The 24855-nt window shown below is 63.0% G+C and carries 33 protein-coding genes; 10 read left to right on the top strand and 23 right to left on the bottom strand.

All coding sequences use genetic code 11. The features are described from left to right. The 14 genes from AC1DXN_RS12290 to AC1DXN_RS12225 form a co-directional block, all read right to left on the bottom strand. Positions 1–282: DoxX family membrane protein (locus tag AC1DXN_RS12290; protein ID WP_477421555.1), on the bottom strand; the 282-nt coding region annotated here is incomplete at its 3' end. A gap of 54 nt (positions 283–336) precedes the next feature. Continuing rightward, on the bottom strand, positions 337–816 hold the full coding sequence (locus tag AC1DXN_RS12285; RefSeq protein WP_477242215.1) for a tetratricopeptide repeat protein: 480 nt from the start codon (positions 814–816) through the stop codon (positions 337–339). A gap of 31 nt (positions 817–847) precedes the next feature. Beyond that, on the bottom strand, positions 848–1816 hold the full coding sequence (locus AC1DXN_RS12280; RefSeq protein WP_477273996.1) for an MBL fold metallo-hydrolase: 969 nt from the start codon (positions 1814–1816) through the stop codon (positions 848–850). A 97-nt stretch (positions 1817–1913) separates the two neighbouring features. Next, positions 1914–2141 carry a DUF680 domain-containing protein gene (locus AC1DXN_RS12275; RefSeq protein ID WP_477273994.1) on the bottom strand — a complete coding sequence of 76 codons (228 nt, stop codon included), beginning with the start codon at positions 2139–2141 and terminating at the stop codon, positions 1914–1916. Between the two features lie 49 nt (positions 2142–2190). Further along, positions 2191–2436, bottom strand: a complete 246-nt coding sequence (locus AC1DXN_RS12270; RefSeq protein ID WP_477273992.1) for a DUF680 domain-containing protein — start codon at positions 2434–2436, stop codon at positions 2191–2193. Between the two features lie 269 nt (positions 2437–2705). Beyond that, positions 2706–3548, bottom strand: a complete 843-nt coding sequence (locus tag AC1DXN_RS12265) for an anti-sigma factor family protein (protein ID WP_477273991.1) — start codon at positions 3546–3548, stop codon at positions 2706–2708. After that, positions 3545–4084, bottom strand: coding sequence for a sigma-70 family RNA polymerase sigma factor (locus AC1DXN_RS12260; protein WP_477243092.1), 540 nt, complete (start codon positions 4082–4084; stop codon positions 3545–3547). The genes AC1DXN_RS12265 and AC1DXN_RS12260 overlap by 4 nt, the downstream gene beginning before the upstream one ends. Positions 4085–4698: 614 nt before the next feature. Beyond that, positions 4699–4887 (bottom strand): hypothetical protein, encoded by a 189-nt coding sequence (locus AC1DXN_RS12255; RefSeq protein WP_477242225.1) that lies wholly within the window; start codon positions 4885–4887, stop codon positions 4699–4701. A 251-nt stretch (positions 4888–5138) separates the two neighbouring features. Then, positions 5139–5951: a 3-methyl-2-oxobutanoate hydroxymethyltransferase gene (locus tag AC1DXN_RS12250; RefSeq protein WP_477242227.1), complete on the bottom strand. Its 813-nt coding sequence runs from the start codon at positions 5949–5951 to the stop codon at positions 5139–5141. Between the two features lie 100 nt (positions 5952–6051). Continuing rightward, positions 6052–6363, bottom strand: a complete 312-nt coding sequence (locus tag AC1DXN_RS12245; protein WP_477242229.1) for a MocE family 2Fe-2S type ferredoxin — start codon at positions 6361–6363, stop codon at positions 6052–6054. 117 nt (positions 6364–6480) lie between these two features. Next, entirely contained in the window at positions 6481–7305 is an 825-nt protein-coding gene (locus AC1DXN_RS12240; RefSeq protein ID WP_477421553.1) for an ATP-binding cassette domain-containing protein, read from the bottom strand. Beyond that, positions 7305–8306, bottom strand: coding sequence for an ABC transporter permease (locus tag AC1DXN_RS12235; protein ID WP_477274032.1), 1002 nt, complete (start codon positions 8304–8306; stop codon positions 7305–7307). The genes AC1DXN_RS12240 and AC1DXN_RS12235 overlap by 1 nt, the downstream gene beginning before the upstream one ends. A gap of 166 nt (positions 8307–8472) precedes the next feature. Further along, positions 8473–9453, bottom strand: a complete 981-nt coding sequence (locus tag AC1DXN_RS12230; protein WP_477273987.1) for a sugar ABC transporter substrate-binding protein — start codon at positions 9451–9453, stop codon at positions 8473–8475. 97 nt (positions 9454–9550) lie between these two features. Continuing rightward, positions 9551–10570, bottom strand: a complete 1020-nt coding sequence (locus AC1DXN_RS12225; protein WP_477273985.1) for a sterol desaturase family protein — start codon at positions 10568–10570, stop codon at positions 9551–9553. Positions 10571–10856: 286 nt separating this feature from the next. Here AC1DXN_RS12225 and AC1DXN_RS12220 point away from each other — a divergent pair, with 286 nt between their 5' ends. From AC1DXN_RS12220 to AC1DXN_RS12205, 4 genes are all read left to right on the top strand, one after another. Then, positions 10857–11894 (top strand): LacI family DNA-binding transcriptional regulator, encoded by a 1038-nt coding sequence (locus AC1DXN_RS12220; protein WP_477273983.1) that lies wholly within the window; start codon positions 10857–10859, stop codon positions 11892–11894. Positions 11895–12146: 252 nt separating this feature from the next. After that, positions 12147–13502, top strand: coding sequence for a selenium-binding family protein (locus tag AC1DXN_RS12215; RefSeq protein ID WP_477273981.1), 1356 nt, complete (start codon positions 12147–12149; stop codon positions 13500–13502). Continuing rightward, positions 13499–13870 carry a 2Fe-2S iron-sulfur cluster-binding protein gene (locus tag AC1DXN_RS12210; protein ID WP_477273980.1) on the top strand — a complete coding sequence of 124 codons (372 nt, stop codon included), beginning with the start codon at positions 13499–13501 and terminating at the stop codon, positions 13868–13870. Before AC1DXN_RS12215 ends, AC1DXN_RS12210 begins: the two co-directional genes overlap by 4 nt. Positions 13871–13875: 5 nt before the next feature. Beyond that, positions 13876–14325 carry a CoA-binding protein gene (locus AC1DXN_RS12205; RefSeq protein WP_477274030.1) on the top strand — a complete coding sequence of 150 codons (450 nt, stop codon included), beginning with the start codon at positions 13876–13878 and terminating at the stop codon, positions 14323–14325. A gap of 70 nt (positions 14326–14395) precedes the next feature. On the opposite strand, the gene AC1DXN_RS12200 is transcribed toward AC1DXN_RS12205, so the two are convergent. The 3 genes from AC1DXN_RS12200 to AC1DXN_RS12190 form a co-directional block, all read right to left on the bottom strand. Next, positions 14396–15625: an NAD(P)-binding domain-containing protein gene (locus AC1DXN_RS12200; protein WP_477273978.1), complete on the bottom strand. Its 1230-nt coding sequence runs from the start codon at positions 15623–15625 to the stop codon at positions 14396–14398. 56 nt (positions 15626–15681) lie between these two features. Then, a complete protein-coding gene (locus tag AC1DXN_RS12195; RefSeq protein ID WP_477242243.1) occupies positions 15682–16239 on the bottom strand; it encodes an OsmC family protein in 558 nt (185 codons plus the stop codon). Positions 16240–16596: 357 nt separating this feature from the next. Continuing rightward, positions 16597–16782, bottom strand: a complete 186-nt coding sequence (locus tag AC1DXN_RS12190) for a hypothetical protein (protein ID WP_477273976.1) — start codon at positions 16780–16782, stop codon at positions 16597–16599. Between AC1DXN_RS12190 and AC1DXN_RS12185 the strand changes: the two genes are divergently transcribed. Continuing rightward, positions 16781–17182 carry a hypothetical protein gene (locus tag AC1DXN_RS12185; protein ID WP_477273974.1) on the top strand — a complete coding sequence of 134 codons (402 nt, stop codon included), beginning with the start codon at positions 16781–16783 and terminating at the stop codon, positions 17180–17182. The genes AC1DXN_RS12190 and AC1DXN_RS12185 overlap by 2 nt on opposite strands. 3 nt (positions 17183–17185) lie before the next feature. Next, positions 17186–17446 (top strand): hypothetical protein, encoded by a 261-nt coding sequence (locus AC1DXN_RS12180; RefSeq protein WP_477242249.1) that lies wholly within the window; start codon positions 17186–17188, stop codon positions 17444–17446. On the opposite strand, the gene AC1DXN_RS12175 is transcribed toward AC1DXN_RS12180, so the two are convergent. Beyond that, on the bottom strand, positions 17443–18168 hold the full coding sequence (locus AC1DXN_RS12175; RefSeq protein ID WP_477273972.1) for an SOS response-associated peptidase: 726 nt from the start codon (positions 18166–18168) through the stop codon (positions 17443–17445). The two genes, AC1DXN_RS12180 and AC1DXN_RS12175, sit on opposite strands and share 4 nt — an antisense overlap. A 267-nt stretch (positions 18169–18435) precedes the next feature. Here AC1DXN_RS12175 and AC1DXN_RS12170 point away from each other — a divergent pair, with 267 nt between their 5' ends. Next, entirely contained in the window at positions 18436–18591 is a 156-nt protein-coding gene (locus AC1DXN_RS12170) for a hypothetical protein (protein WP_477242252.1), read from the top strand. A gap of 72 nt (positions 18592–18663) precedes the next feature. Here AC1DXN_RS12170 and AC1DXN_RS12165 read toward each other — a convergent pair whose 3' ends face one another. The 4 genes from AC1DXN_RS12165 to AC1DXN_RS12150 all read right to left on the bottom strand — a co-directional run bounded on the left by AC1DXN_RS12165 (position 18664) and on the right by AC1DXN_RS12150 (position 20787). Then, positions 18664–19242 carry a dihydrofolate reductase family protein gene (locus AC1DXN_RS12165; RefSeq protein WP_477273970.1) on the bottom strand — a complete coding sequence of 193 codons (579 nt, stop codon included), beginning with the start codon at positions 19240–19242 and terminating at the stop codon, positions 18664–18666. A 98-nt stretch (positions 19243–19340) separates the two neighbouring features. Beyond that, on the bottom strand, positions 19341–19814 hold the full coding sequence (locus AC1DXN_RS12160; RefSeq protein ID WP_477273969.1) for an SRPBCC family protein: 474 nt from the start codon (positions 19812–19814) through the stop codon (positions 19341–19343). 59 nt (positions 19815–19873) lie between these two features. Then, complete coding sequence (locus tag AC1DXN_RS12155; protein WP_477273967.1) at positions 19874–20407, bottom strand: SRPBCC family protein; 534 nt, start codon at positions 20405–20407, stop codon at positions 19874–19876. Further along, complete coding sequence (locus AC1DXN_RS12150) at positions 20404–20787, bottom strand: ArsR/SmtB family transcription factor (protein ID WP_477273965.1); 384 nt, start codon at positions 20785–20787, stop codon at positions 20404–20406. The genes AC1DXN_RS12155 and AC1DXN_RS12150 overlap by 4 nt, the downstream gene beginning before the upstream one ends. 198 nt (positions 20788–20985) lie before the next feature. On the opposite strand from AC1DXN_RS12150, the gene AC1DXN_RS12145 reads away from it, so the two are divergent. Continuing rightward, the gene (locus tag AC1DXN_RS12145) at positions 20986–21600 is read left to right on the top strand and encodes a LysE family translocator (protein ID WP_477242262.1); all 615 of its coding nucleotides are present in this window, start codon (positions 20986–20988) and stop codon (positions 21598–21600) included. Between the two features lie 76 nt (positions 21601–21676). Beyond that, positions 21677–22243, top strand: a complete 567-nt coding sequence (locus AC1DXN_RS12140; protein ID WP_477273963.1) for a GNAT family N-acetyltransferase — start codon at positions 21677–21679, stop codon at positions 22241–22243. A 40-nt stretch (positions 22244–22283) separates the two neighbouring features. Here the strand turns inward: AC1DXN_RS12140 and AC1DXN_RS12135 are convergent, their stop codons facing one another. Then, positions 22284–24392, bottom strand: coding sequence for an alpha/beta fold hydrolase (locus tag AC1DXN_RS12135; protein ID WP_477273961.1), 2109 nt, complete (start codon positions 24390–24392; stop codon positions 22284–22286). Between AC1DXN_RS12135 and AC1DXN_RS12130 the strand changes: the two genes are divergently transcribed. Beyond that, complete coding sequence (locus AC1DXN_RS12130; RefSeq protein ID WP_477273959.1) at positions 24378–24851, top strand: hypothetical protein; 474 nt, start codon at positions 24378–24380, stop codon at positions 24849–24851. The genes AC1DXN_RS12135 and AC1DXN_RS12130 overlap by 15 nt on opposite strands. Positions 24852–24855 lie beyond the last annotated feature (4 nt).

Below are 24855 nucleotides of genomic sequence, written 5' to 3'. Positions count from 1 at the left end.
GAACAGCGCTGCCGTTGCCAGGCAGAACAGTCCGAGCGCGACCGCGCCCAGGCGCGTCAGCAGGCCAAGGCCGACCGAAAGACCGGCTCCCAGCTGCAGTGCTATGGTGGCCAACAGAAGCGGCAGGCTGACGCCAAGTGCGGCCATGGCTTTCGCCGCACCCTCGAAATGCGTCGCCAGCTCCAGGCCTTCATGCACGAACAGCAATGAAAGCAGCAGGCGACCGGTCAGCAGGATCAAGTCGGTGAGGTGCAATTTCGAGGCGATTTGGGTCGTTGTCACGATTGGCTCCAGGCAATAGGGAAGGAGCAGGCGCCCTGCGGTGCCTGCCTGGTTTTACTTGGTCACTTTGGTGTCGATGGCCTTTTGCAGGTCCGCGCGTTCCTCGCAGCCTGCCGGGCAGAGCTGTGTCAGCGATGCCAGCTGCTCCCTGGCCTTGGCCATGTCGCCGGTCTCGACATAGAGCTCGCCGAGATATTCGCGCGCCGCCTTGTGGTCCGGCTTCAGCTCGAGCGCCTTGGTGTAGTAGGTCAGCGCCGTCGTGTAGTCGCCGGTCTTGCGCAGCGTGAAGCCGAGCAGATTGTAGACGTCGGCCTGCTGAGTGTCCTGCGCCAGGTCGCGAAGATCCGCCAGCGCGCCCTTGTAGTCCTTGGCATCGATCTTGGCCTTGACGGCCGTGAGGTCGGGTGCGTCGCCGCCTTCGATGTTGTCCACGGCATAGGCCGGCACGGTGACGGCGACCGGAACCGCGGTCAGCACGGCAACGGCGCCGAGCAGCCCGAACAGGACGTGCCTGTTGAAGAGGGAAGGTTTCATTGTCTTTCTCGCTTTGCAGGGATTGCCGCGCTTAAATTTGCACGGGGGTGAAGCCATAGGCGTTGCCGTCCTTGACGAAGGTGCCGGTACCCGGGAACGGGAAGTGCGAGCCGGAGATGCGGATGTTGTCGGCAATCACACGATCGATCAGCTTGTGGCGCGTGGTGATCGCCGTCGGCCCGTCCTGATCGTAGCTGCCTTGCCACTCCGGATGCGGTGCCAGCAGTGCCGGCACATACATCGTGTCGGCCGAAATCATGATCTGCTCCTTGCCGGAGTTCGCGAGGTAGACCGAGTGGCCGGGCGTATGACCGGGCGCGGCGATGATCTGGATACCGGGCGCCACTTCGGCGCCGTCCTCGACCAGCTTCCAGTTCTTCCATTTTGGGAAGTTTTCGGCGATGCGCTTGCCCGCCGGCTTGCGCCCCTCCGGCAGTTTTGCCAGGCGGCCGGGGTCGGTCCACCACTTGTATTCCGCGGCGTTGACGATGAGCTCGGCGTTGGGGAACACAGGCGCGCTGATGCCCTTTTCCATCAGGCCCCAGACGTGGTCGGGATGGAAATGCGAGATCATGATGGTGTCGATCGCCTTGTAGTCGATGCCGGCGGCGGCCATGTTGGCCGGCAGATGGGTGGCATTGGTTTGCCATTGGCCGACGCCCGATCCGGCATCCATCATGATCAGCCTGCCGTTCATCTTGAGGACGACGACGGTGAGCGGGATGGGCATGAAATCCGTCGTCAGGCCGGCCTTGGCCAGCGCCGCCTTGGTGTCCTCGACGGAGACACCCTTGATGAAGGCCGGATCATGCGGCTTGCGCCAGATGCCGTCATAGATGGCGGTGATCTCGATATCGCCGACCTTGTATTTGTAGAAGCCGACGGCCGGCTCGACCGGCGTTTCGGCGAAGGCACGGCTGAATTCAAGCTTTCCGGCGAGGCCGAAAGCGGCAGCGGCAGCCGCGGACCCAAGCAATGTGCGACGTGTCATGTTGAACATGATGATCTCCTGTGTGAAGCGGTGAGGGTGGGGTGGCGGAGAGCCAGTCGTGGCCCTCCGTCCTGATTGCTGACCTGTCGGTCCTGACCCGAGAACCTCAGTTACCCCAGATGCCCTGGCCGTACTGAGCCGGCACGCCGGCATTGGCGTCATCCTGTGCTTTTTTGGCCTTTCGGATCGAGCCGGTGTGAGTGGTGTCGATTTTTGAAGCCGAATGGCTCGCGACAGGCTGGCTGGAGGTGTTCGAGCCGTAGTGGTCGCTGCCGGCGAAAGCCGTGCCAGTGGCAACGAGGATGGCGGCAGCGGTGAGGACGATCTTTTTCATGTCGATGGTTCCTGTTTGTGAATGGTGAGAGAAGTTGTTCGGAGGCGCTTCAGCGGCCCCAGAGTCCGTCGTTGTTGTGCCGGGTGATGATGTCCTGAACCGACCCCTGGCTCGGTCCGGTCGTCACCTTGGTGTCGACGCCGTCCCGGCGCGGGGTGGAGGGGATGGAAGCAGTGGCGTTGGTGTCGACTGTAGCGACCGGCTGGTTGGAGTTGTTGGCGCCATGGTCGCTGCCGGCAAAGGCAGCGCTTGAGGCAAGCAGCATGGCAGCCACGCTGAGAGCGAGCTTGGTCATTTCGGTAGGTCCTTGTTTCGTTTCTTGGTTGCGTGCCGGGAAATTGGCCCCGCTAACAACAAGACTCGCCAGGGCATCCCTTTATTCCCGGGTGGCGCGAGATTCTTTCAGAATCCCAAAATCAGGGGCGCGTCCGTCCGGAACTGGGCCAGCCGATACTGCACGAGCATGCGTCTGAAGTCGGCACCATGCTGCTGCCGTGGTCGGTCAACCCACGCAGGGTCTGCGCCAGCGGTGATATCAGCTGAAGAGGTCTGGACGGACGGCGATCAGCCGGTGACGACAGCGGCGCGGAAGCGCGCCACGAAATCGTCGAGCTCCGGCCGCTCCATGTCGGAAATCGCCCAATAGGAGAAGGCGCCGTCGCTCCAATGCACCAGCGAGAAGCCGCCCTCCGAGAGATCGACAGGGTCGGTTACCGCCCCTGCATTTTGCGGCTCGGCGACAAGGGTGATCAGATGTTCGCGGTGGCGATACACCAGCGCCGGAACAGCCCTACCGCCGATGACCTCGACCCTGCCGCCGATGAGCGCAAATCCGTCCTTCGCCATGTCCGGCGCCGGTGGCGAAAGGCCGAGCCTTGCGTCGAGCCACGGCTTTACCGTGTGTCGGTCCGACGAGACGACATCCACCGGGCTCGTCGCCAGCAGGCTGCGCTGGTGGCCGCTGGCCACCCCCGCGGCAAAGCCATCGATTGCACCAGGCTGCATCGCCCATTGCGTCGCGCCGCTCGCCAGCACCGCGCTGATCACGATCGACGCCGCCATGGCGCGCCAATCGAAGGATCCGAAGTTGCGCGCTGACCACCTCGTTCGAGTGGCCTTCGCCTGCGCCGGCGGCGCTTTGGGGCGCAGCACCTCCACATTGCCGGCTGCGGCCATCGCTGCGATGCGCGCGCTGAACGCGTCGCTCACCTGCGGCTTCGGAAGCCTGGCCACCGCCCCTTGCAAGGCCATGATGCGGGCATGTTCGGCCGCCAGCTTGGGATCGGCGGCGATGCGCCGCTCGACCGCCATTGCCGCGGCGGCATCGAGCTCTCCATCGACCAGCGCGTGCAGCATCAGGTTCATGCCTGCGGCGTCCTCGGGCAATCCGTCATTGTGCGCGTTCATTGCGCCCTCCCAAGGTCAGAGATCAGCAGGCCGCGCGCCCGCGCCAGCCGCGACATCACCGTGCCCATCGGCACGCCCAGCATGGCTGCGATATCGCGGTAGGCGAGGCCATTGATGTCGCGCAGCACCAGCGTCTCGCGAAAGGGTTGCGGCAGGGCGGCGATCGCCGCCTCCAGGGCCGCCGTGTCTGCCTTGGCGATCAGGCTCGCCTCCGGGCTTTCGCTATCAGTCAGATCGGCTGCGTGAGCGGCACTCACCTCGTCGAGATCGCCGAGGTCGCCCACCGACACGATGCTGCGCGGGCGATTGCGCGCCAGCCATGTGTAGCACGAGTTGCGAACGATGGTGAGCAGCCAGGCGCGTGCATTGCCGCCGGCATAGCTGGCGATGTTGGCATGCGCCTTCATGCAGGCGTCCTGCACGACATCCTCGGCGTCGGTGGCATTGCCGGTCAGCCAGCGGGCCAGCGATAGCGCGTCGGCGAGGTGAGGCATTACCACTTCGCTGAAGCGGTCGGCCTGCGCATTGCTGCTCAGCATCGGTGCACCGTCATGTGCGCCTCGCCTTGAGCTGTGCTCATGGGGCGAGGATGGTTCTGCCTTGCGAGCGAACCCTGCCGACATATGCCGGGTCGCCAGCTGCGGTGAAATTGAAAGCAAGTGTCTCATCGATGTCAATCACACAGCGGGTCGCAACGATGCGTCCATCCGGATGCTTGAGCACAAGCATTGCGCGTCAGTGTGGGGGCTTGCAGTGTGGCGTTCCTTCAAGGTCAATCAGCAGCGTATGCATGGAAGACCAGCGCCAGCGACGATTTATTCCCGGATGCCGCATCTTTTTTCACGGTAATGTGATTGGCCAGGGCAACGCCTCGCCTCAAGCTGCTCCGGCAGCACAGGGACTCGTAGCAAAGTTGGGCACTGCGTTGTCAAGTGACCCGCATGCGAAAGAATGGCCCGGCGGCCTGGTGCAAATTTGCCGGCCGGGCCTAGCCGGCTTCTGGCGGTCGCCGGCTGATCTCGATATGCGTGATCGCTAATATGAACGCAAGGCGGCGTCGAACTTAGCCCGCCGGCGGTGGTCACTGGCTATGAACTCGGCCCTGTCTCCCCTGCTTCAACGCCAAAGGCGTTCAGTTCGCCGCCCCTCGCTAGCCCGGCTGAACCGACCGGGCGGGAACCGAAGACAGCGGGCGTTGATCTTCTGGCCGGTCGTTGAGGTAGAGCAGGCCGCCCAGGACGACGAACACCATGCCGATCGCCATCACCCCAACCATCAGCACGGCGATCGCGGTACCTGGACCGTGGCCGGTTTTGATAATGGTCGACCGATGGGGCATGGCGCTATCCTCCCGACACATGTCCGGCGGTTTCATGCCGGAAATCATGCGGCAAACGGTATGCGCGGCGAGATGTTCCTTCGGCCGGGCTTCAGTTAGGCTACATAGGACTTTTGCGCTGTTTTGTTAGGACCAAGGTCTGAGGTCGCAAGCGCGGAAACCGGACCGACATGTTCCTTGGAGGTTCCGCTATCTTAGCCAAACAAGACATAACGGTGAGCCGTGCTGTGCAGCGCGGGCGAGGGACGGCGCTAGAGGCCGAGCGCGGTCCTGAAGCTCGAAAGCTCGGCGTCGGTGATCGGGACCACGTGCTGCGGCTCGGGATAGGCGCCTGTCTGCACGTCGGAGATGAACTCGCGATAGGCGGCGATACGCTCGCGCTGCAGCCGTTCATATTCGGCGGCGAAGTTGCGGTAGGTCTTGGCGTGGCGCGGCTTGTGGCCGGTGGTGTGGCCGAGCACGTCCTCGCTGAACAGATATTGCGCGTCGGCATGTGGTCCGGCGCCCATGCCAAGCATGATCATCGGCGTATTCGCGGTGATCAGTTCGCCGATGCGGTCGGGCACCACCTCCAGCTCGGCGCCAAAGCAGCCGATGGCCTCCAGCCGCTTGACGTGGTCCCACACCGCACGCGCGCTCTCGGCGGTCCTGCCGACGGCCTTGAAGCCGCCGGTCCAGGTGCATTGCGAGGGGATCAGGCCGACATGGGCGACGACCGGCACCGCGTTGTCGCAAAGCGTCTTCTGGATATCGAGCGAGGCGGCGCAGTAGAAGCAGTCGCCGCCGATGCGCATGTAGTGATAGGCGGTTTTCAGATAGTCCTCGGCTGTGATCAGATTGCCGAACGGGCCGTAGGGGAGACCGACCTGCACGAAGCAGCGGCCGGCGGCGTCGCGCATCTCGGGCGTGAAAAAGCGACCCTCGATCGACAGCATGTCGACGCCGGCCGCATTCGCCGCCGCCGCCTCCTCGAGCGAGGTGACGTAGAGCATGGAAATCTTTTGTCCGCGGCTTTTCATGGCGCGGATGTCGGCGACGGTGGGGCGGCTGCTCTTGGTGACCATTCTCGTTCCTCAGACAGTGAAAGTGTCGCGGAAGGCCAGCAAGGCCGCCTCGGGATCGCTAGAGGCAAACGCCTCCGCGAGCGAGAAAGTGTCGGACATGTCAGGCCTCAATGTGCACGCGGCCGTCCTCGACCTTCGTGGCGTAGGTTTTAAGGTTCACACAGACCGGCGCGCGCACCGCTTCGCCGGTCCGGTAATCGAACACGCCGTTGTGCTTCGGGCATTCGATCCTGTGTTCCATGACCAGCCCGTCGCTCAGATGCACCTTCTCATGCGTGCACAGCCCGTCGGTGCAGTAGAATGTATCGTCGGGACTGCGGTAGATGGCGAATGTCCGGCCATCATGATCGAAGCGGATGACGTCCTCTTCCTCGATGTCATCCGTCGCGCACGCATCAATCCACTTTGCCATTGTCGTCCTGCAGCCTTGGTCCTCGGTTGGTCGAAAAGTCGGCCGGCGGACCATGTGTCCGCCGGCCGCCCCCGCCCGGGAGGGAAGATGCCCGTGTGGAAGGCATCTTCACTGGGTTCACGCATGCGCCCCGTCGCGCGGCGCATGCCCGTCGTTGGTCGCCGAGAAGCTCTCGATCTCGGCTTCGAGCTCAGCCATCTGCTCGCCGCCGGCCATGAGGTCGGTGATCGCTTCGCGGCTTTTCTCACCCTTGCGGAAATCGGCGGCCTTGGAGCCTCTGATGAGGACGGCGAAGTGGTCGCCGACGGTCAGCGCATGCACGACATTGTGGGTGATGAAGATGACCGCGATGCCCTTGCGGCGCGCCTGCAGGACGATGCGCAGCACATGCGCCGCCTCCTTGACACCAAGGGCCGCGGTCGGCTCGTCGAGGATCAGCACGCTGGCGCCGAAATGGACGGCGCGCGCGATGGCCAGCGCCTGGCGCTCGCCGCCCGACAGGCCGCCGACGAGGCGATCGCCGTCGTCGATGCGGGTGATGCCGAGCTGGCGCATCTCGGTGACGGCGGTTTCGTTGGCCCGCTTGCGGTCGTAGATGGTGAGCGGACCCCAGCGCCGCGTCGGCTCGGCGCCGACGAAGAAGGAGCGGCCGATGCTCATCAGCGGGAACGTTCCGCCGAACTGGTGGACCGTCGCGATGCCATGGTCGCTGGCATCGCGCGGGCTGCCGAATTCGACCGCCTTGCCGCCCATTTCCATTGTCCCCGATGTCGGCCTGTGGACGCCGGAGAGGATCTTGATCAGCGTGGATTTGCCGGCGCCATTGTCGCCGAGCAGGCACAGCACCTCGCCTCTGTTGACCTCGAGCGAGATGTCATGAAGCACGTCGATCGGACCGAACGACTTGTTTATTCCAGTCAGCCGGAGCAGGGGCGTGGTCACTAGCGTGCCCTCGATTTGGTGCGCGGCGCGTAGGTCAGCGCCATGGTGCGGAAGGTGTTGTTCATCAGCACGGCAGCGAGCAGCAGGACGCCGATGATCAGGCTTGCCCAGTTGGCGTCGAAGCCGGTGTAGAAAATGCCCTGGTTGACGATCGAGAAGGTCAGCGTGCCGAGCACGATGCCCACCACCGAGCCGTAGCCGCCGGTAAGCAGAACGCCGCCGATGACCACCGCGATGATCGAGTTGAAGATGAACGACTGCCCCGCCGCCACCTGGGCGCTGTTGTAGAGGATCGCCTGCGACATGCCGACGAAGGCCGCACACAGGCCGCTGCTCATGAACAGCGCGATGGTGACACGGTCGGTCGGTATGCCGGCATTGCGGGCGCTGACGGCGTCGCCGCCCATGGCCAGGATCCAGTTGCCGAAGCGCGAGAAATTCAGGATGAAGCCGACGATCAGGACGACGGCGATCCACCAGAACAGGGTGACCTGGAACTTGCCGCCGAGATAGTCGCCGAACACCATCTTGGCGATCGGTCCGCTCTTCAGTGCGACACTGGTGCTGCCGGACAGGATGATCGAAAGGCCGAGCGTCAGGCCGGCCAGCGCAAACAGCGTTGCCAGCGTGACGACGAAGGACGGTACCTTGGTGCGGATCACCAGGACCCCGTTGATGAAGCCGACGGCAAGGCCAAGACCGAGCGCGGCGAGGATGCCGACGATGATCGGTGCCCCATAGTGGCCCGAGATGATGGCAATGGTCATCGAACTGGCCGGGATCATCGATCCGACCGAGAGATCGAGGTGTCCGGCGATCATCAGCAATCCGACGGGGAGGGCGATGATGCCGAGTTCCGAGGCGACGTTGAGCCAGCTGGCGGCACCGCCGGCCGACATGAAGTTGGCGCCGCCGAAGATCGAGAAGAACACCAGCACGGCGATCATGCCGATCAGCGAGCCGACCTCGGGGCGCCGCACCAGGCTGCCGATCGAGGGCATCGAAGAATGCGGTGGTGCAGTCGCTACCACTGCGGGTTGGTCATGGGCTTGGGATGTCATCGAACTGGTCCCTGGCTTGAACAATGGGGCCCGGCGCAACCCTCGTCTGGGGCGCCGGGCGGCGATGTCCGGCCCGTGGATGGGCCGGACACTCATTTTGCGCAAGTTACCGGGCGCCGGCCGCCGCACCAGCCAACGTCGCGTCGACATTGGCGGCGTCGACGATCCCCGGTCCGGTCAGCACCGGCTTGGTCGGCAGGTCGAGCCCATAGTTGACGAAGCCATTGAGCAGCGACACCGCGAGATAGCCCTGCAGGTAAGGCTGCTGGTCGATCGAGAACAGCTGCGTGCCGTCCTTGATGCGCTGCAGGCCGGTCTCGTCCATGTCGAACGAAGCGAGCTTGACCTTGTCGCCGACACTGGCCTGGCTGATGGCGTTGGCCGCACTGTTGGCGTCGCCGGCGCTGATGGTGATGAGGCCGTCGAGGGTGTTGTCCTTCAGTACGGCCGCCTTGATCGCTTCGGCGACCGCGGTCGGGTTGCCGAAGCTGGATGAAGGCAGCGGCAGCTGGGTGGATTTGCCGCCGCTCTTGGCGATGGCATCGGCGATGCCCTTGCAGCGGTCTTCGGTGTTGGTTGAGCCTGGCAGCGTGTTGACGCACAGCACGTTCTTGGCGCCGTGGCTGCCGAAATAGGTGCCGCCGCCGAGGCCGGCCGCGTATTCCTCGTTGCCGACATAGTTCATGGCGCCGAGCCGCTTGGCGGCATCCATGCCGCCGGAATTGTAGATGATGAGCGGCACGCCGGCGGCAACCACTTCCTTGAAGGCGTCATCCATGGCTTCGGGCACCCAGTCGGGGCCGACGATGGCGCTCGGCTTCTGGCTGAGCGCGGTGCGGATCAGCTTGGCGGCGTCGGGGCCGAGATTGTCGTAGTTCTGCGGACCGAGCCAGGTGACCGAGCCGCCTGTCAGTTCGGCGACCTTGCCGGCATCGTCCGCGCCCTTCTTGACCTTCGACCAGAACGGATCGTCCGCCTTGCCGCCGATGACGAAGATCTTCGCCCCATCGGCCATAGCTGACGTGGCGCCTGTCGCCAGCACTGCCGCGGTCATCATCGCCGTCAAAAGTTTCGTTGTACGCTTCATGTCGTCTCCTCCCGGTTGCCGTCGTCCGACGGGTTCAGAAAAACTCTGAATTCATCTGCCGGTGCGCACCTCTCCCGTTGCGCATCGCATCGATTGATCAATGGTTCGCCGCGGCCTTGGCGTTCAGGCGTTCCTTCTTTTTCTGGAAGCGGGCGTCCATCGCGGCGTCGCCGTCCCGGGTGCCGTCGTGCCAGGTGCCGAACCAGCGATCGAGCGGGATCAACCCGTCGCCGCCATAGTTCACCTCGAAATATTTGTGGTGCAGGTAGTGCGTGTAGGCGTGGCTGTTGACCGCCGTGTCCTCGCTCACCTCAAGCTTGTCGAAGCCGAGATGGCCATTGACGGCGCCGAAGCCGGCGACATGCAGCTGGAAAAGCGCAACGATCGGGTTGGACGGGATGATCAGGTGCCAGAAGGCCACCGCGTGATAGAGAAACCCCTCCACCGGATGCATCGACAGCGACGACCAGGGCGAGGGGTTGATCGAATTGTGGTGGACCGAATGGATCCAGCGATAGAGCGGACCCCAGTGGATCAGGCGGTGGATGAAGAAGAAATGCACCTCGTGGATGGCCGGCGCGATCAGCACCAGCGCTGCGAGATAGACCGGGTGGTCCTGCCAGCCGACCCACGGCACGTAGCCATTGGCAAAGCACCACAGAAAAATCACTTCGACGACGGTCCACAGCGGGATGGTGATGAAGAACGAGCGCAGGAAATTGTCGAGGTTCTGGCTCTGGAACCAGAAGACGTCGGAGGGCGCATCACCGGGGAATTTGTGGTTGTACTTGAACCGCGTCGCCTGGGCGCGCTTGATGTAGTAGCGCAGTTCGAAAATGCCGTAGAAGACCAGGATCGCCGCGGCGTTGACGGCGTAGAGCCACAGCGCCCAGCCCCAGCTGATGGTCTTCATCGTCTCGACGCCGGGCACGACATAGAACCAGTAGATCAGCGCCGTGGCCATGTGGAAGGCATTCCACGGCCAGATATAGCCGGGCAGCCATGCCAGGATTTTTGGCAGTTTCGGCGGCCAGTTCCAAAGCGGCACCGCCTCGATGCGCCCGTTCGGCTTCCAGTCGCCGCGCTTGTCGCGCACACCGTATTTCAGATCGTCCATGCAAATCCTCCACCCGCAATGCCGCACCTGCCGATGCCCTGGGAGGGCCGCACGCGCACGCTGCCTCGCACCGCCTGAAGGCGGTGGGCGAAAACCCGTCTGCGCTGTGCTGCTGCTTTCCCTGGGCTGGCGGTGCGTCCGCCTTGCTTGCTTTTTCAGAGATAAACATCTTGATCCAAAATGAATCAAGAATAGAATGTTTGTTCCAATTGGATTGTGTCATTCATATCAACCTGGCACGATGAATGATATCTTCGTATCAATTGCACCAAGCGGATGAGACGAAATGGATCAGAACAAGCGGCCGACGATCAGGGATGTGGCCGCCGAGGCCAATGTCTCGGTGGCCACCGTCAACCGGGTGCTGAGCGGCGCCGGCGCCGTCCGCCAGGGCACGCGCGAGCGCGTCAGGCTGGCGGCCGAGCAGATCGGCTTCTACGGGATGGGCGCACTGCGCAGCCGCATCGCGGCGGCACGGCCGCGCTACCGTTTCGGCTTCCTGCTGCACCAGCCCGGCCGCGCCTTCTACCGCAACATCGCCGAAGCGATACGCGCGGTGGCGCCGACCATTCCCGACTGCGAAATAGAGCTGCGCACCGAGTTTCTCGACGATTTGTCGCCGCAGAACGTTGCCGCGCGCCTGCTGGCGCTCGGCGCCGAATGCGACGCCGTCGGCGTCGTCGCCGCGGTCCATCCGCTGGTCACGCAGGCCGTCGATACGCTCAATGCCCGCAACGTGCCGGTCTTCGCGCTGATCTCGCAGATCTCAGCGACGGGGCATGTGCGTTACATCGGGCTGGACAACTGGAAGGTCGGGCGCACCGCGGCCTGGGTGTTCGAGCACGTCTGCAAGGCACCCGGCAAGCTCGGCATCCTCGTCGGCAATCATCGCTACCGCTGCCAGGAGATGAACGAGAGCGGCTTCCGCTCCTATTTCCGCGAGCACGCGCCTGAATTCACGCTGCTCGAGCCGCTGCTCACCTTCGAATCCAGCGCCATCGCCCAGGAGATGACCGAAAAGCTGCTCAACGAAAATCCGGATCTCTGTGGCCTCTATGTCGCCGGCGGCGGCATCACTGGCGCCATTGCAGCGCTCCGCTCCACCGGCCGGGCTGGCAGCCTCGTCGTCGTCGGCTACGAGCTGATGGACTCGACCCGCCCGGCGCTGCTCGACGGCACGCTGACCTTCATCATCTCCCACCCGCTCGCCCGCATCGCCCAGGAAGCGCTGGCAGGGATGGTCCGCGCCGTCTCGGCTCCGAACGAGGGGGGGAATTTTACGACGATCTTGCCGTTTGAGGTTTATACGCGGGAGAATATCTAGGGCGGCGTATTGCAAAGCCGGGCGCTTTCCCTTGGGCCTTGTCCAGGCACCGATCTCCGATCGCCCCACCAGTGTTTCGCCCGGATAAAAAGCTCGCCTTGGACGGTCCCATAGGCGCCCTGTCGCCGGGTTGTCCATCACGGTGCGCTTCACCGACCACCCCGGCCGTAGCGCCAATGCCAAGCATGCACTAACATTCCACCCTGACCCCGTTGGGGTTGGCCGTGATCTGTTCAAATTGGGGACGTGCCCATGACCAATCATTGCTGTGGACCGGGCTATGCTTCTCCTGCCGAGGCGATGAGGGCGCCTCGCGAAAAGCTGCTCTATACGATTGCCATCTACACCGGTACGGGCATCCAGAAGCCGGACTATTTGTGCACCATCGATGTCGACCCGGAGAGTTCGACCTACAGCCAGGTGATTTCTCGCTTGCAAATGCCCGGCATTGGCGATGAGCTTCATCATTCAGGCTGGAATGCCTGTTCGTCCTGCCATGGCGATGCGGGCATGGAGCGGAAATATCTGATTGTGCCGGGTGTGCGCTCGTCCAATCTGCATATTGTCGACTGCGCTACCGATCCGCGCAATCCGACCCTGTTCAAGGTCATAGACGGCGCTGAAATCAAGGCCAGGACCAATCTGTCGGCGCCGCACACAGTGCATTGCCTCGGCTCGGACATCATTGTTTCCATGCTTGGCGATGCTCAAGGCAATGCCCCCGGCGGCTATCTGCAACTCAGCAAGGAGTTCGAGATTGTCGGCCGCTGGGAGAACTCCATGGGCAGTATCAAGTTTGGTTATGATTTCTGGTACCAGCCGCGACACAACGTAATGGTCAGCTCGGAGTGGGCCGCGCCCAACACCTTCATGCCTGGCTTTGACCTGGAAGAGGTTGGCCATCTGAAATATGGCCGGGAGATCCATCTCTGGGATTTTGAAAAGAAGGAGCCGAAGCAGACATTTTATCTCGGTGAAGATGGCCTGATTCCGCTGGAAGTGCGCTTCCATCATGATCCCGACAGCAGTCACGGCTTTGTCGGCGCGGCCCTTTCGGCGAATATCATCCATTGGTGGAAGGATGCGGCGGGTGACTGGCAATGGGAAAAAATTGTCGATGTTGGCAATGAGCCGCATCCCGAATGGCCGATTCCAATACCGGGCGTGATTTCAGTCATTCTGCTCAGCATGGACGACAGGTACCTCTATCTCTGCAACTGGCTGCACGGCGACATCCGTCAGTATGACATCTCGGACCCTCACAACGCCAAGCTTACCGGACAAGTGTGGATGGGCGGCCTTCTCGGCCGTGCGCCTGAGGTCAATGGCGTGAAAGTGACTGGCGGGCCGCAGATGATACAGCTCAGCCTCGACGGCAAGCGACTCTATGTGACGACCTCGCTCTTCTCGACCTGGGACAACCAGTTCTATCCGGAAATCCGCACCAATGGCGGATGCATGCTGATGGTCAATTGCGACACGGAAAACGGCGGCATGGAAATTGATCCGCTGTTCGTCGTTGATTTTGGCAAGGAACCAAATGGACCAAGCCGCTGCCACGAAACCCGTTATCCCGGCGGTGATTGCACGAGCGACATCTGGGTATGACCAACTTCACCATCACTCTCGCCAATCAAGGCGGCGCGGCCTTTGACGTCGACCGGCGCAAACCCCTCTTGCAAAGCTTGCGCGAGCAGGGCGTGGACCTGCCCTACGGCTGCAAGTATGGCGGCTGCATCACCTGTGCGGCCAAGATGATCAGCGGCAAAGTCGATCAAAAGGCGCAGCGGGCGCTGAACAACCGCCAGATCAACAATGGCTACATAATCCTCTGTGTCGCCCGCCCTTTGAGCGACTGCACGCTGGAGGTCGGCGTTGAAAGCCACGACAAGCTTTATCGCAACCCCTTCCTTGACCCCTTGGCCGCACATGAATTGAAAGCCGATATTGCGACCCCGTTGGAAGCAAAGAAATGACCTATATGAATCATGATGAGCCCTATTCGGAGGCTTATCTGCAAGACATTCTGAAGTCGGTCAAAACCATCGCGATGGTGGGGGCGAGCCCCGACAAGACCAAGTTTTCCTATGGTGTTCTCAGGGTGCTGCACGAAACCGGCTATGACATGATCCCGGTCAACCCCAGTTCCGGTCTGGATGAAATTCGAGGGCTTAAGGTGTACCCGTCACTGGCGGCCATCGACCGGCCCGTGGATATGGTTGAGGTTTTTCGACGCTCCGAAGATCTGTTGGAGGTTGCACAGGAGGCCATTGCAATCAATGCCAGGGTTTTGTGGGGCCAGATCGGGGTGCGCGATGACGCTGCTGCCCGGTTAGCGGAGGAAGCGGGCTTGAAAGTGGTGATGAACCGCTGTCCCAAGATCGAGTTGTTCCGCCCCTTCTGGAAGCCGAAGTTGCACCTGGGAATATGATCGCAGGTCACGGAATTCCGAGTTGTCGCGGCAATCAACCTGTTCCCTCCGGTCCTGGACGATGATGCTGCTAGCTCATTGAATTCTGATTGAGGTATGATGCCAGATGGTCGCTGAGATCACGCGCGTCGTCGCCAGCGCCGTCGATCAGCGCGGACTTGCGGCGGCGCAGAAACTGCATCCCCATCAGGTACAGGCCCGGATAGTCAGCAACCCCGCCGTCGTGACGGACGTAGCCCTTGCGGTCGAGGACCGGCAGCTCCAGCCAGGAGTAGTCCGGCCGGTAGCCGGTGGCCCAGACGATCGTCCTGATCGCGCCTCCGGCGAGGTCGAGGCCGAGCGGCGGGCTGTCCTCGACACGGGTCGGCGGCAGGCGATCCGGCGGCCCGACGGTCGCGTCCAGGCCGTTGGCGCGCGCCCATTCGTCGATGAGGTCGAGCAGTCGGGCCATCTTGAGATCGGAAAGCGCGCACATGTTGCGCAACGACCCCGCAAACTGGGCCTTGCCATCTTCGGTGATGCCGGCGAGACGGCCGACGAGCCTGACGCCGAGGTCGACCAGCGCATTGAGATCGAGGGTGGTGCGGTCGGGCGTGCCGGCAAGCTGCAGCGAAGGAACCCGTCGCGCCCGCCTGATGTCGTCTACCTCGTCGTAGCGCTCGTCGAGCACGCCGGCGGCGTCCATCCACCATTCCAGGTCCTTGCCGCGATAGACGCGGGGCGCCCTTATGTGCTCGCCCACCGACAGGGTCACTTGACGCCCCGAACGCTGCAGCTCCTGTGCGATCTGGGTGCCACTGGCCGACGCGCCCGCCACCAGCACACCACCGTCGGCGACCTGACCCGGATTGCGATAGGACTGCGCCGTCAGCATGGCGACCGACGGCGGCACACGGGCGGCGAAATCGGGCAGGCGCGCGACGTTGCATGCGCCCGACGCCAGCACCACGGTCCGGCATCGCCACTCGCCGCGGTCCGTGCGCACGAGATATCCCGCCCCGTCGCTGCGAACCGAGGTAACGGTCGTGTGTGTTCTGACCGGAGCCGAGATCGCCTTGGCATAGTTCCCGAGGAAGTCGATCACCTCAGGCATCGTCCGGTAGCCGTCGGGGTCGTCGCCGTCATAGCGGAAGCCCGGCAGCCGGCTCTGCCAGTTCGGGGTGAGCAACCGCAGCGAATCCCATCGCTCGGTGCGCCAGGTATGGGCGATCTCGCCGCGCTCCAGCAGCACATGGTCGATAGAGCGCTCCGCGAGGCAGCGGCTCATCGCGAGCCCCGCGTGCCCTGCGCCGACGATCACTGTGGTGACGGAACTAATCGCGCCCTCTCAGGAGAGTCTACGGCTCGAAGCGCCTTTCAGTTCACCACGACCGTGACGTTCGTCGGATTGGTAACAATGTCATAGACCGCCGATCGCTTTTGCGACTGAGCGACGAGAGCCTCGATGTCTTCTTGCTTGGCGTCGGCGTCGATGTTGTACCTCACCGTGATGCCGCTGAAGCCGTTGCGCACGTCGCTGTCGATGCCGAGTATGCCGGCGAGATCCATGTCGCCTTCGATGGTCGCCTTCACCGACTTCAACTGGATGTTCCGGTTCTGGGCAACCGCGGCGATGCCGGCGGTCAGGCAACTGGCCAGCCCGACCAGCACGTATTCGACCGGCGTGGCGCCCTGATCCAGGGAAGCGAAGACCTCCGGATGGTCGGCATCGAATGCGAAGGTGGTCTTGCGATGCTGGTCCTGGCCGAGACCGTAAAAACTCTCGACCGTCGAGTGGCTGTGGGTGCCGTCCTTCCATTCGCAGGCCGCGCGCCACTTGAACTGCGCCGCCTCCGGGGCATTGGTAAGCGCTTCTTTTGCGGCGAGCAGCGCCTCTACGTTAACGCCATTGTTTGCCTGTACTTCGGAAGCCATAATTATTATCCTCCCTACCTTGCACTGGCTCAAAAACCCGACCGATTCCACTGACCTCCTGATCAGATTTCACCAAGACCTGGCATGGTATGGGCAGCGACGCGTTTCTACAAGGTGTTTCCGCGCAGGCATGGTCGCCCTCGTGCACCGAGTTGCGCCTTGCAAGGTGCCCTGCGTGTCTGTCGGCGTTGGTTCTTGAAGGGCGCCAGCAAGTTGGCCCACTGCATTTCGCGCGGCGATCTTCACGGCGTTGCCGACCGCTGGTTCGCCGCCGTGGACGCCATCCAGAAGGCTGCAAGGTCAATTTCGGGGTGCAAAGCCGATTTTCGACACGATTGAATACGCGTCAGCGTACCATCACCTCTGAGCGCTTAGCCTTTGCCGACTCTCCACCACATCCAGCCTTTCCTGCAGATGCCCGTTGAGCACGATCATCTCTTTCAGCGCCTTCACCGCGTCGCCCTTGTGCTGCGCGATGAAGCTGTCGGCGATGTCCTGCAGGGCGGCTTCCTGGCGGCTGTCCAGCGTCACGATGTGATCCATGGCGATGTCTCCGATTGGCTTATTAGGGGATAGTGAACAAATAGGGAACAAAAATGTCAAGGGCGAATTGACTCGGCGAGGAATGCGTTCCTATTTGCTGAGAGGTGGGGCGGTTGCTCGCAATCCGAGGAGAGCCGCGATGGGCAGACGAAACAGCCGCTATGACCGCTTGTTTGCAGGCAATGCGGAGGCAATCATCAACGATGCGCTGCGCCTGCGCCAGACGGTGCTTGCGGCACAATTGCACCTGAAGGCCAATGGCGCGCTGTTCTGGCAGCTGAGCGGGCTGACCGACAAACTGCATGAGGTGATGGCGACGGTGGCGGAGAAGGAGCCCGATTTCCGAGCGGCCGGGCTCGGTCTGCTGCCGCTGCCGCAGGATTATCATAAACGGAAATGAGCCATGGCCGGGCCAATGGACAGCGTCGGGCGAGCGGCCAAGGCCAACATGCTGCTCATTGTCGAGTGCGGTCACTGCTACCATGTCGGCCGCTTCCGCGCCAACGAGGTGGCCAAGGTGGCGGGCTGGAACAAGCCGCTGGAAGCCATCCGCTTCAGGTGCAAGCGCTGCAGCCGAACGGACACGACGGTGCGGACGCAGTTCATCGACCAGGACCATCCGCCGAAGGGCTACGTCTGGGTGCTGCAGAAGTTCAAGCTTTAGAACAGCGAGCCCTGCACCGGCGCCGGCGGTGTTTGCGGTGGTGCCTGCGGCGGGAACTTGATCTGCGTCGCCGGCTTCTCGACAATCACCAACGCGTCATCAGGGGCGGTGCGCTGCAAATGCCTTGCTTCAGACCACGGCGCGGTCAGCCATGTCTCGGTTTCCTCCGGCGTGGTCAGGATCACCGGCATCGCCTTTTCGTGGATCGGCGCGATCAGCGCATTGGGCTTGGTGGTGAGGAAGCCATAGAGCTCGAAGTCGCCCGGGCCGTCCTTCACCTTGCGCACGCCTTGCCAGCGCGTCCACAGGCCGGCGAAGAAGAATAGCGGCCGCTCTTCGCCGCGTGCGAACCAGACATTGCGCTGGATGCCTGTCTCAGGGTCCTTGTCGCCGGGCGTCGGGCTCGGCTCGGCAAAGCTGGTGAGCGGCACCACGCAGCGGTTCTCCACGCCGAGATATTGCTGCCAGTGGCCATATTGCGGGTTGCGGATGTTGGTGGTGCCGTAGTCTGCCTTGCCCTTCACCCGCTCGATCGGCGTCGGCATGCCCCACAGCAGATTGGCCAGCTCGCGCTGCCCGTCCGCCGCGTTGCGTACCACCGGGCCGGCTTGGTTGGGATAGATGTCGATGGAGGGTTCGAGATTGCCGAGGATATCGCGCAAGGTATGTGTCCATTGGCGGATTGCCTCCTGGCTGGTGGTGATGTTGTAGAGGTTGCACATGCCACGGCCTTCCCGGATGTCGCCGCATCTTGTTGGAAAGGGCAGGGGATTTCCAGCCTTGCCCGACCGATTGGTGACAGACCGCCTCAGCCGACGCCCCAATTCCCCAGCCCAGATTAGTTTGCATGCAAATGTTTCAAGCATGCCCGGTTTTGTGAAGTCTTTCACCGTTCTCGCGCAATCGACCGGATACAGACACATCGCAAAACCGGCGCAATGCGACGGGGCGGCGCTGCTGGTTCTGTCGCTGCGATATGGAGGATATCGATGTTCAGGAGACTTGGCCGCCTTGGAGCGGCTCTCAAACGCGCCAGCAAGCGCAAGAAAACCATGCGGGCATTGAACGACTTGCCGCCGGAAATCCGGAAGGACATCGGCTGGCCGAGGACGGTCGAATCCGACGAAATCCGCCTGCCGTTCTAAGGCGAGGCGGTGGCTCTGTCGGGCCGAAGGTCAGCGCAGCCACGCCGACTTTCGGTTTTGGATCGAGGCCCGTCAGCCAATCCCGTACACCAGGCTCACACGCCCATCCGACAGTTTCTCGACCTTGCGCAGCTCGAGCCCGCGACGATTGTGCGCCGCGCCGAACAGCGCCTTGCCGTCGCCGGCAAGCAGCGGATAGAGGATCAGCCGCATTTCATCGACCAGCCCGGCATCGATCAGGCTCGCCGTAATCCTGGCGCCGCCCATCAGGTAGATGTCCTTGCCGGGTTGCTCTTTCAGCGCCGCGATGTCGTCGAGATTGCGTACGAAGCGGGTCGTCGGCCAGGCTGCCGAAGTCATGCTGTTTGACAGCACATAGTGCGGGGTTTTTGCGGCGAAGCGGGCCCATATCAGCTCGGCCGGGTTGACCAGTTTGCCGGTCATCGGCAGCGGCTGGTCCGGCTCGTTCTGCTGGATCGCGCTCCAATAGCGCTCGTAGCCGGAATACATGACGCCGCCGAGCAGGCAGGCGTCGATTTGCGGCATCAGGCCGTATTCCTCCGACCAAGCATCGACCCAGTCGGCGTAACCCTCGGGTCCTTCCATCTTGCCGTCGACGGAAATCTTCATTCCGGTGATCAATTTACGCATGACGTCCTCCATCGGGCTTGCCCGAGGCAAGCACGTTTCATCGTTTCAGGATGTGGGGAAGGGGATGGCTCGCTCGGTTGAACCGGGCGGCGGATTATCTAGGCGACGAGCGCCCGCTCGCTGTCGGTCATCGGTTCGCCGAGATTGGGGTGGCCTTTGCCCGATGCAATCAGGCTCTTCAGGCTGCCGTTGATGTAGGTGCGCCAACCGTCCGAGCAGGCGTCGTAGCACTCATAGTCGGGAACCAGGCCCTGATGCGTGAAACGGATTTCGGTCTTGCCGTCTTTCTCGGCGATGTCGAAGAGGATGTCCGTGCCCGTCCACTCCGTCTTGTCCTCGGTAAAGCTGAAGTAATTCTCCAGCACGCGCCAGGCCACCTTCTTGCCGGGGATGAGCTCCGTTACCTTGATCTTGCAGCGGTGCAGATCCCGGTAGCGATAGTCGAACACCTCGCCGGACTTGTCGGTCGGGCCGATGATTTCTTCCGACCACCAGCCGCGAACATTGGTGATGGCCGCGAAGGCTGCATCCGGGGTCTGGTCGACGGTGAAGGCGGTGGTGAAGCTGGTCATGACTGTCTCCTGTTGCGTTGTGCCCGTGGGCAGGTAGGGTTCCAAATCCATGCGTTGCGTCAGACCGGCAGGCGCCGGTCGTAGTCCGTCATCAGGCGGCTCCAGCCGTCCCAGAACGGTTCCGGCGTGCTCGCCGTCACGCGGGCCGCCAGAATGTCGAGATGCATGTGCCAGCCGGCAACGTGCATCAGCAGGCTCGAGCGGTCGGCCAGGCGGCGGTGGATGATGGTGAGCAGCACCTCGTCGCCCTTCTCCACCAGCTCGAACGAGACGTTGCCGCTGCCGCTCCAGGCGATGGTCAGCTTGCGCGGCGGATCGCACTCGACGATCCGGCTCTGCATCCGGTGTTCCTCGCCAAAGCCGGCCGGGCGCTCGCCGGGCGGGTCGGTCAGCTCGTCATTGCGCCAGGTAAGCTCGAAAGGAGTGCCGGCCTTCATCTCCATCTCACCGGCCGCCAGCCACTGACGGCGCAAATCGCTCCGCGTCAGATATTCCCAGACGCGCTCGATGGTTCCGGGCAAAAGCCGCTCGATCTTCAAGGTGGCGGGCTCGATCAGTTCGCCATAGCCATCGAAGCTTTTCATCTGGTTCATTTGTCGTCTCCCTTTGGTGTTGGCGTTGTTGGCGGTGAGGGGGATTTGCGCGCGATCTCGTCGCGCAAAAGCTGTTCGAGGACATCGAGACGGCTGCTCCAGAAGCGCTCGTAAAAGCTCAGCCATTCGTGGGCGCTGGCCAGCGGCCCGGCTTCGAGCCGGCAGACATGGGTGCGGCCGCGCACCTCGCGCCGGATCAGCCCGGCATTCTCCAGCGCCTTGATGTGCTTGGAGGCCGCCGCCAGCGACATCGCAAAGGGCTCGGCCAGCTGGCTCACCGTGCGCTCGCCGCCGGCGAGGTCGCGAAGCATGTGCCGGCGCGTGGCGTCGCCGAGGGCGTGAAAGACCTGATCCATCTGTGGCGTCTCTAATTCAACCATGTAGTTGAATATAGATATGCGCTTTCAGATAGTCAACCGTTTGGTTGAATGATTTTGAGCGACCGAGGCGGTTCAGCCGTATCAAAGCGGCGGCATCGTTCCGCTCATGGGATTGACAGGGGCTGGCCAGCGATCGGATTGTCGGCGCTTCCACTCGCCAGCAGGCGTTTGATCCTCCATGACTGACAGGTGCGGACCATGACGTTGTCGGGCTTTGTTGCTTACTCGGGCGCGCTGGCAATCGCCGCGATCATTCCCGGTCCGCAGATCGTTGCCATTGTCGCGCAGGCCTTGAAAAGCGGATATCGGCAAGCCGCCTGGGTGACCGCCGGCATGGTCCTAGGCGACGTGCTTTATCTCGCCACGGTGCTCGCCGGCCTGGCGTTCATAGCGGAGACCTTCAGCTTTCTGCTGATCGCGATCAAATGGGCGGGCGTGGCCTATCTCTGCTGGCTGGCGGTGCAGTTCTGGCGGTCCGGCGAAACGTTCGACGGCGCCGACGCGGGCTCGGTCAAGAGTGGCAAGAACGCGTTTGTTTCGGGTGTCCTGATCACGCTGGGCAATCCCAAATCCGTCCTGTTTTATATTTCCATCCTGCCGACAGTCGTCGACATCCACGCGTTGTCGTCGATGGATGTCCCCATTCTCCTGGCAATCACCGCAATCATCCTGGCAGCCGTTCAGTTCCCGTTTGCCATCGCCGGGGCGAGAACCCGCCGGACCCTGCAATCGCCGCGCGCCACCCGGCTGTTCAATCGCGGCGCTGCCGTGTGCATGGGTGGCGCCGCCGCGACGATCGCCTTCAGAAATTAGGGCCCCGACCGTCGCCTAACGCTGGACTGCAAAAGACCGGCAAATCGGCTATCGTGCCGAGCCGAATGAGACGACGATGACCGGCTTCAGCGTAAAACCTCTTGATGAAACTACATGGCCTGACTTCGCCGCGCTGGTCGAGAGACACAACGGCGTCTGGGGCGGATGCTGGTGCATGGCCTTCCATGCCAAAGGCGTCGGCGCGGTGCAAAACCGCCAGGAGAAAGAGGCCAGGGTGCGCGAAGGCCGCACCCATGCCGCCCTGGTCTTCGACGGCGCGGCCTGCGTCGGCTGGTGCCAGTTTGGGCCGACGGATGAGCTGCCGCGCATCAAGCACCAGCGTGCGTATCGCGACGGGCTGGTGAGCCTTCCGGACTGGCGGATCACCTGTTTCTTCGTCGACAAGTCCTACCGCGGCAAGGGCGTCGCGGCGGCGGCTCTCGAGGGCGCTGTCCACGAAATCGGCCGTCGAGGCGGCGGGACGGTGGAAAGCTACCCCGAGGATGCGGAAGGACGGTCGGTCCCCGGCGCCTTCCTGCACAATGCAACGCTTGCCATGTTCGAGCGCCAGGGTTTTGAGTGCGCCCGCCGCCTTGGCAAGCACCGCTGGCTGGTCAGCAAGGTTGTGATGGCGAAGGGCTAGGCAGCGAGTGCGGCGCCTGCAGGCAGCCGTCCGCCCGGCGTCAGACCAGCGGCTCCCTCACGGAAAAGAGCTGCAGGCTGCCCGGCAGCCCGCTTGCTTCCATCTCGCCATGCTCTTCAAATACCAGCCCGGAGCCGACCACGAGATCGCGCACCGTTCGCGATGCGATGATCTCGCCCGGCCGCGCATGGTCGAGCAACCGCGATGACAGCTCGATCGCGATGCCGGTGAAGTCATTGCCGCGCTCCTCGCATTCGCCGGTGTGGACTGCCGACCGGACATCCAGATCGGAATGCCGCAGGCGATGGCGGATGGCGATTGCGCACTGGATTGCCCGCGTCGGCCGTTGGAACACGGCGAGGAATCCGCTTGCCGAGCGCCTGATCTGGCGGCCTTCGGCAGCGAGCAGTTCGCCACGGATATCCTCGGCGTGTCGCTCGATCAGATCTGTACCTGCATCAGATGGCTGGCCGCCTATCTCCAGCGACAGCACCGACACCAGAACCCCTTCGCCCGACGCTGCCGGCAAGGCGCGGGTGACGAAAGCCTGGATCTCGTCAACGAGGCGATCGGAATTCTCGCCCCAGATCACGTGATCCCGGCCAGCAAGCTCAGTATATCTGGCGCCTTCGATATGCGTCGCCAGGTAGCGTCCTTCTTCCCGCTTTATCCAGCCGTCGCCCGTCGTCTGCATTATCAAAGTCGGAACATGAATGGCGGGCAGAATGTCGCGAACATCGATTTCGGTCGCCCAGCGCCAGAGCGCAATCGCGTCTGCCGGCGAGGCTGAATTCCTGAGGTAGGCGGCGAACCATTCCCTCTCGACAGTGTCGCCCATCAGGCTGGGCGCTGCGTTGCTCATATCCGCCGCCTCTCCCCACTCTCTTTCGACAGAGCCGAGGTCTTCTTCCACCTGCTCGCTCGTCTTCGCCCAGGGATAGTCTTTCGACCATCTGCCGCTGGCATAGGCCCCGTTGAGCACGAGTGCCGCCGTGCGCTCGGGATAGGTCGCTGCGAACAGCATGCACATGAGGCCGCCCTCGGAGCTGCCGAACAGGACCGTGCGCTTCGAGCCGACCGCATCCAGCACTGCCCGCACGTCTTCCATCCGCTCTTCCAAGGTCGGCAGACCGACATTGCGGTCGGACAGCCCCGTGCCGCGCTTGTCCATGCGGATCAGGCGCGAGAAGGTGCCGAGGCGGTGGTGAACATGCGCCAGCCGCGGCGATGCCCAGGCAAGGTCGAGATTGGAAACCCAGCCAGGCACGTGGATCAGGTCGATCGGCCCATCGCCGGTCACTTGATAGGCGATATTGATCCCGGCCGATTTGACGTAGTGGGTCGACGGTCGCAGGGGCTCGCCGCTTGCCTCGGCCTGGACGCGCGACGGCTCGGAGGCCGAAGCCGGACGCGGCGATGTCGTGCGGCGGGCCCGCAGCATCTCGTGCAAATGTCTTGTCTCGGGCTCGGGCTGCAGGTGAAGCTCCCGCTGTAACGCACCGCGACAATTCTCATATTGCCTCAGCGCGAGGTTGATCCGGCCCTGGGCCGCATAGGCTCGCATCAGGGCGCGGTGGATGTCCTCCCTCAGCGGCTCGATGGACAGCAGGCGCGTTGCAGCCCGCACGCATGAGGCGGGATCATTGGTCACGCAATAGTGCGAGACGAGCTTGTCCAGTGCCGCGACGGCCATCGCCCTCAGGCGTTCCCGTTCGACCCGCAGCCAATCCTCGAACGGCTCCTCCTTCAGGCCGAAGCCGTCAAGCAGGTCGCCGCGATAGATGACAAGTGCCCGTTCGAGGTCGTCGGGCGCCGAGCTGACGGCCAGCACCTCGAACTGCGCGACGTCGAAATCAAGGCCATCGAGAAGGAAGGCAATGTTGTCGCCGTCCTTCAGGAAGCGCCCGCTGCCGGACGCCTGCATGACTTTGCTGACGACCGATACCGCCTGCCGGAGGTTCATCCGGGCCTGGGTCTCGCTGTTGCCACCCCAAAAAAGGGCGCCGAGCTTCTCGCGCGACTGCCAGTGTCCGGACTGCAACGCGAGGTAAGCCACCATCGCCCGCGCCTTGCGGCTAAGGGCCGGGACCGCGGCCCCGACACCGGCAAAGTCGAAACCACCCAGTAGATAAAGATGAGGCGCCGTCATCGGATCCGCCACAGCCACAATTTGGCGGCGATCCTTTCGCGTCGCGGTCTCTATTTCAACGTGTTTCTGCCTGCATGGCGCTTTTCACGATTTCATCACGATGGTTCCAACGCGTTTCTCACGGTGCTGGAGGAGATTGCCTGGACAAGGCAGCCCTTGTCTCAGGAGGACGCTATGCTACGCCCGAACTCGACCGATTGGCCCATCCGGCACAATGATTCCTGGCAGAACCCGCAGCTGCGCGACGGGCCTGTGCCGCTTCGTCATGATATTGCGCTTGCGCGCTATCTTGAGATGCAGCGGGGCTGGCGGGCAGCAACGACCCGCAGGTTCGATCTCTGGGCCATCACGATCGGCTCATGCGAGCGGATAGCGCGTATCGCACGCGCTTTTTTCCGGCACCTGCGTTCTGGTGGGAGCGGCTCGGCAGCTGGACGGGTTCGAGGTGGCGCGCTCTAGGCGG

The sequence above is a fragment of the Mesorhizobium sp. P2_H9 genome, from assembly GCF_056403215.1.
The sequence above is the reverse complement of the archived record's forward strand: the minus strand, read 5'-3'. Positions and strand labels throughout refer to the sequence as shown.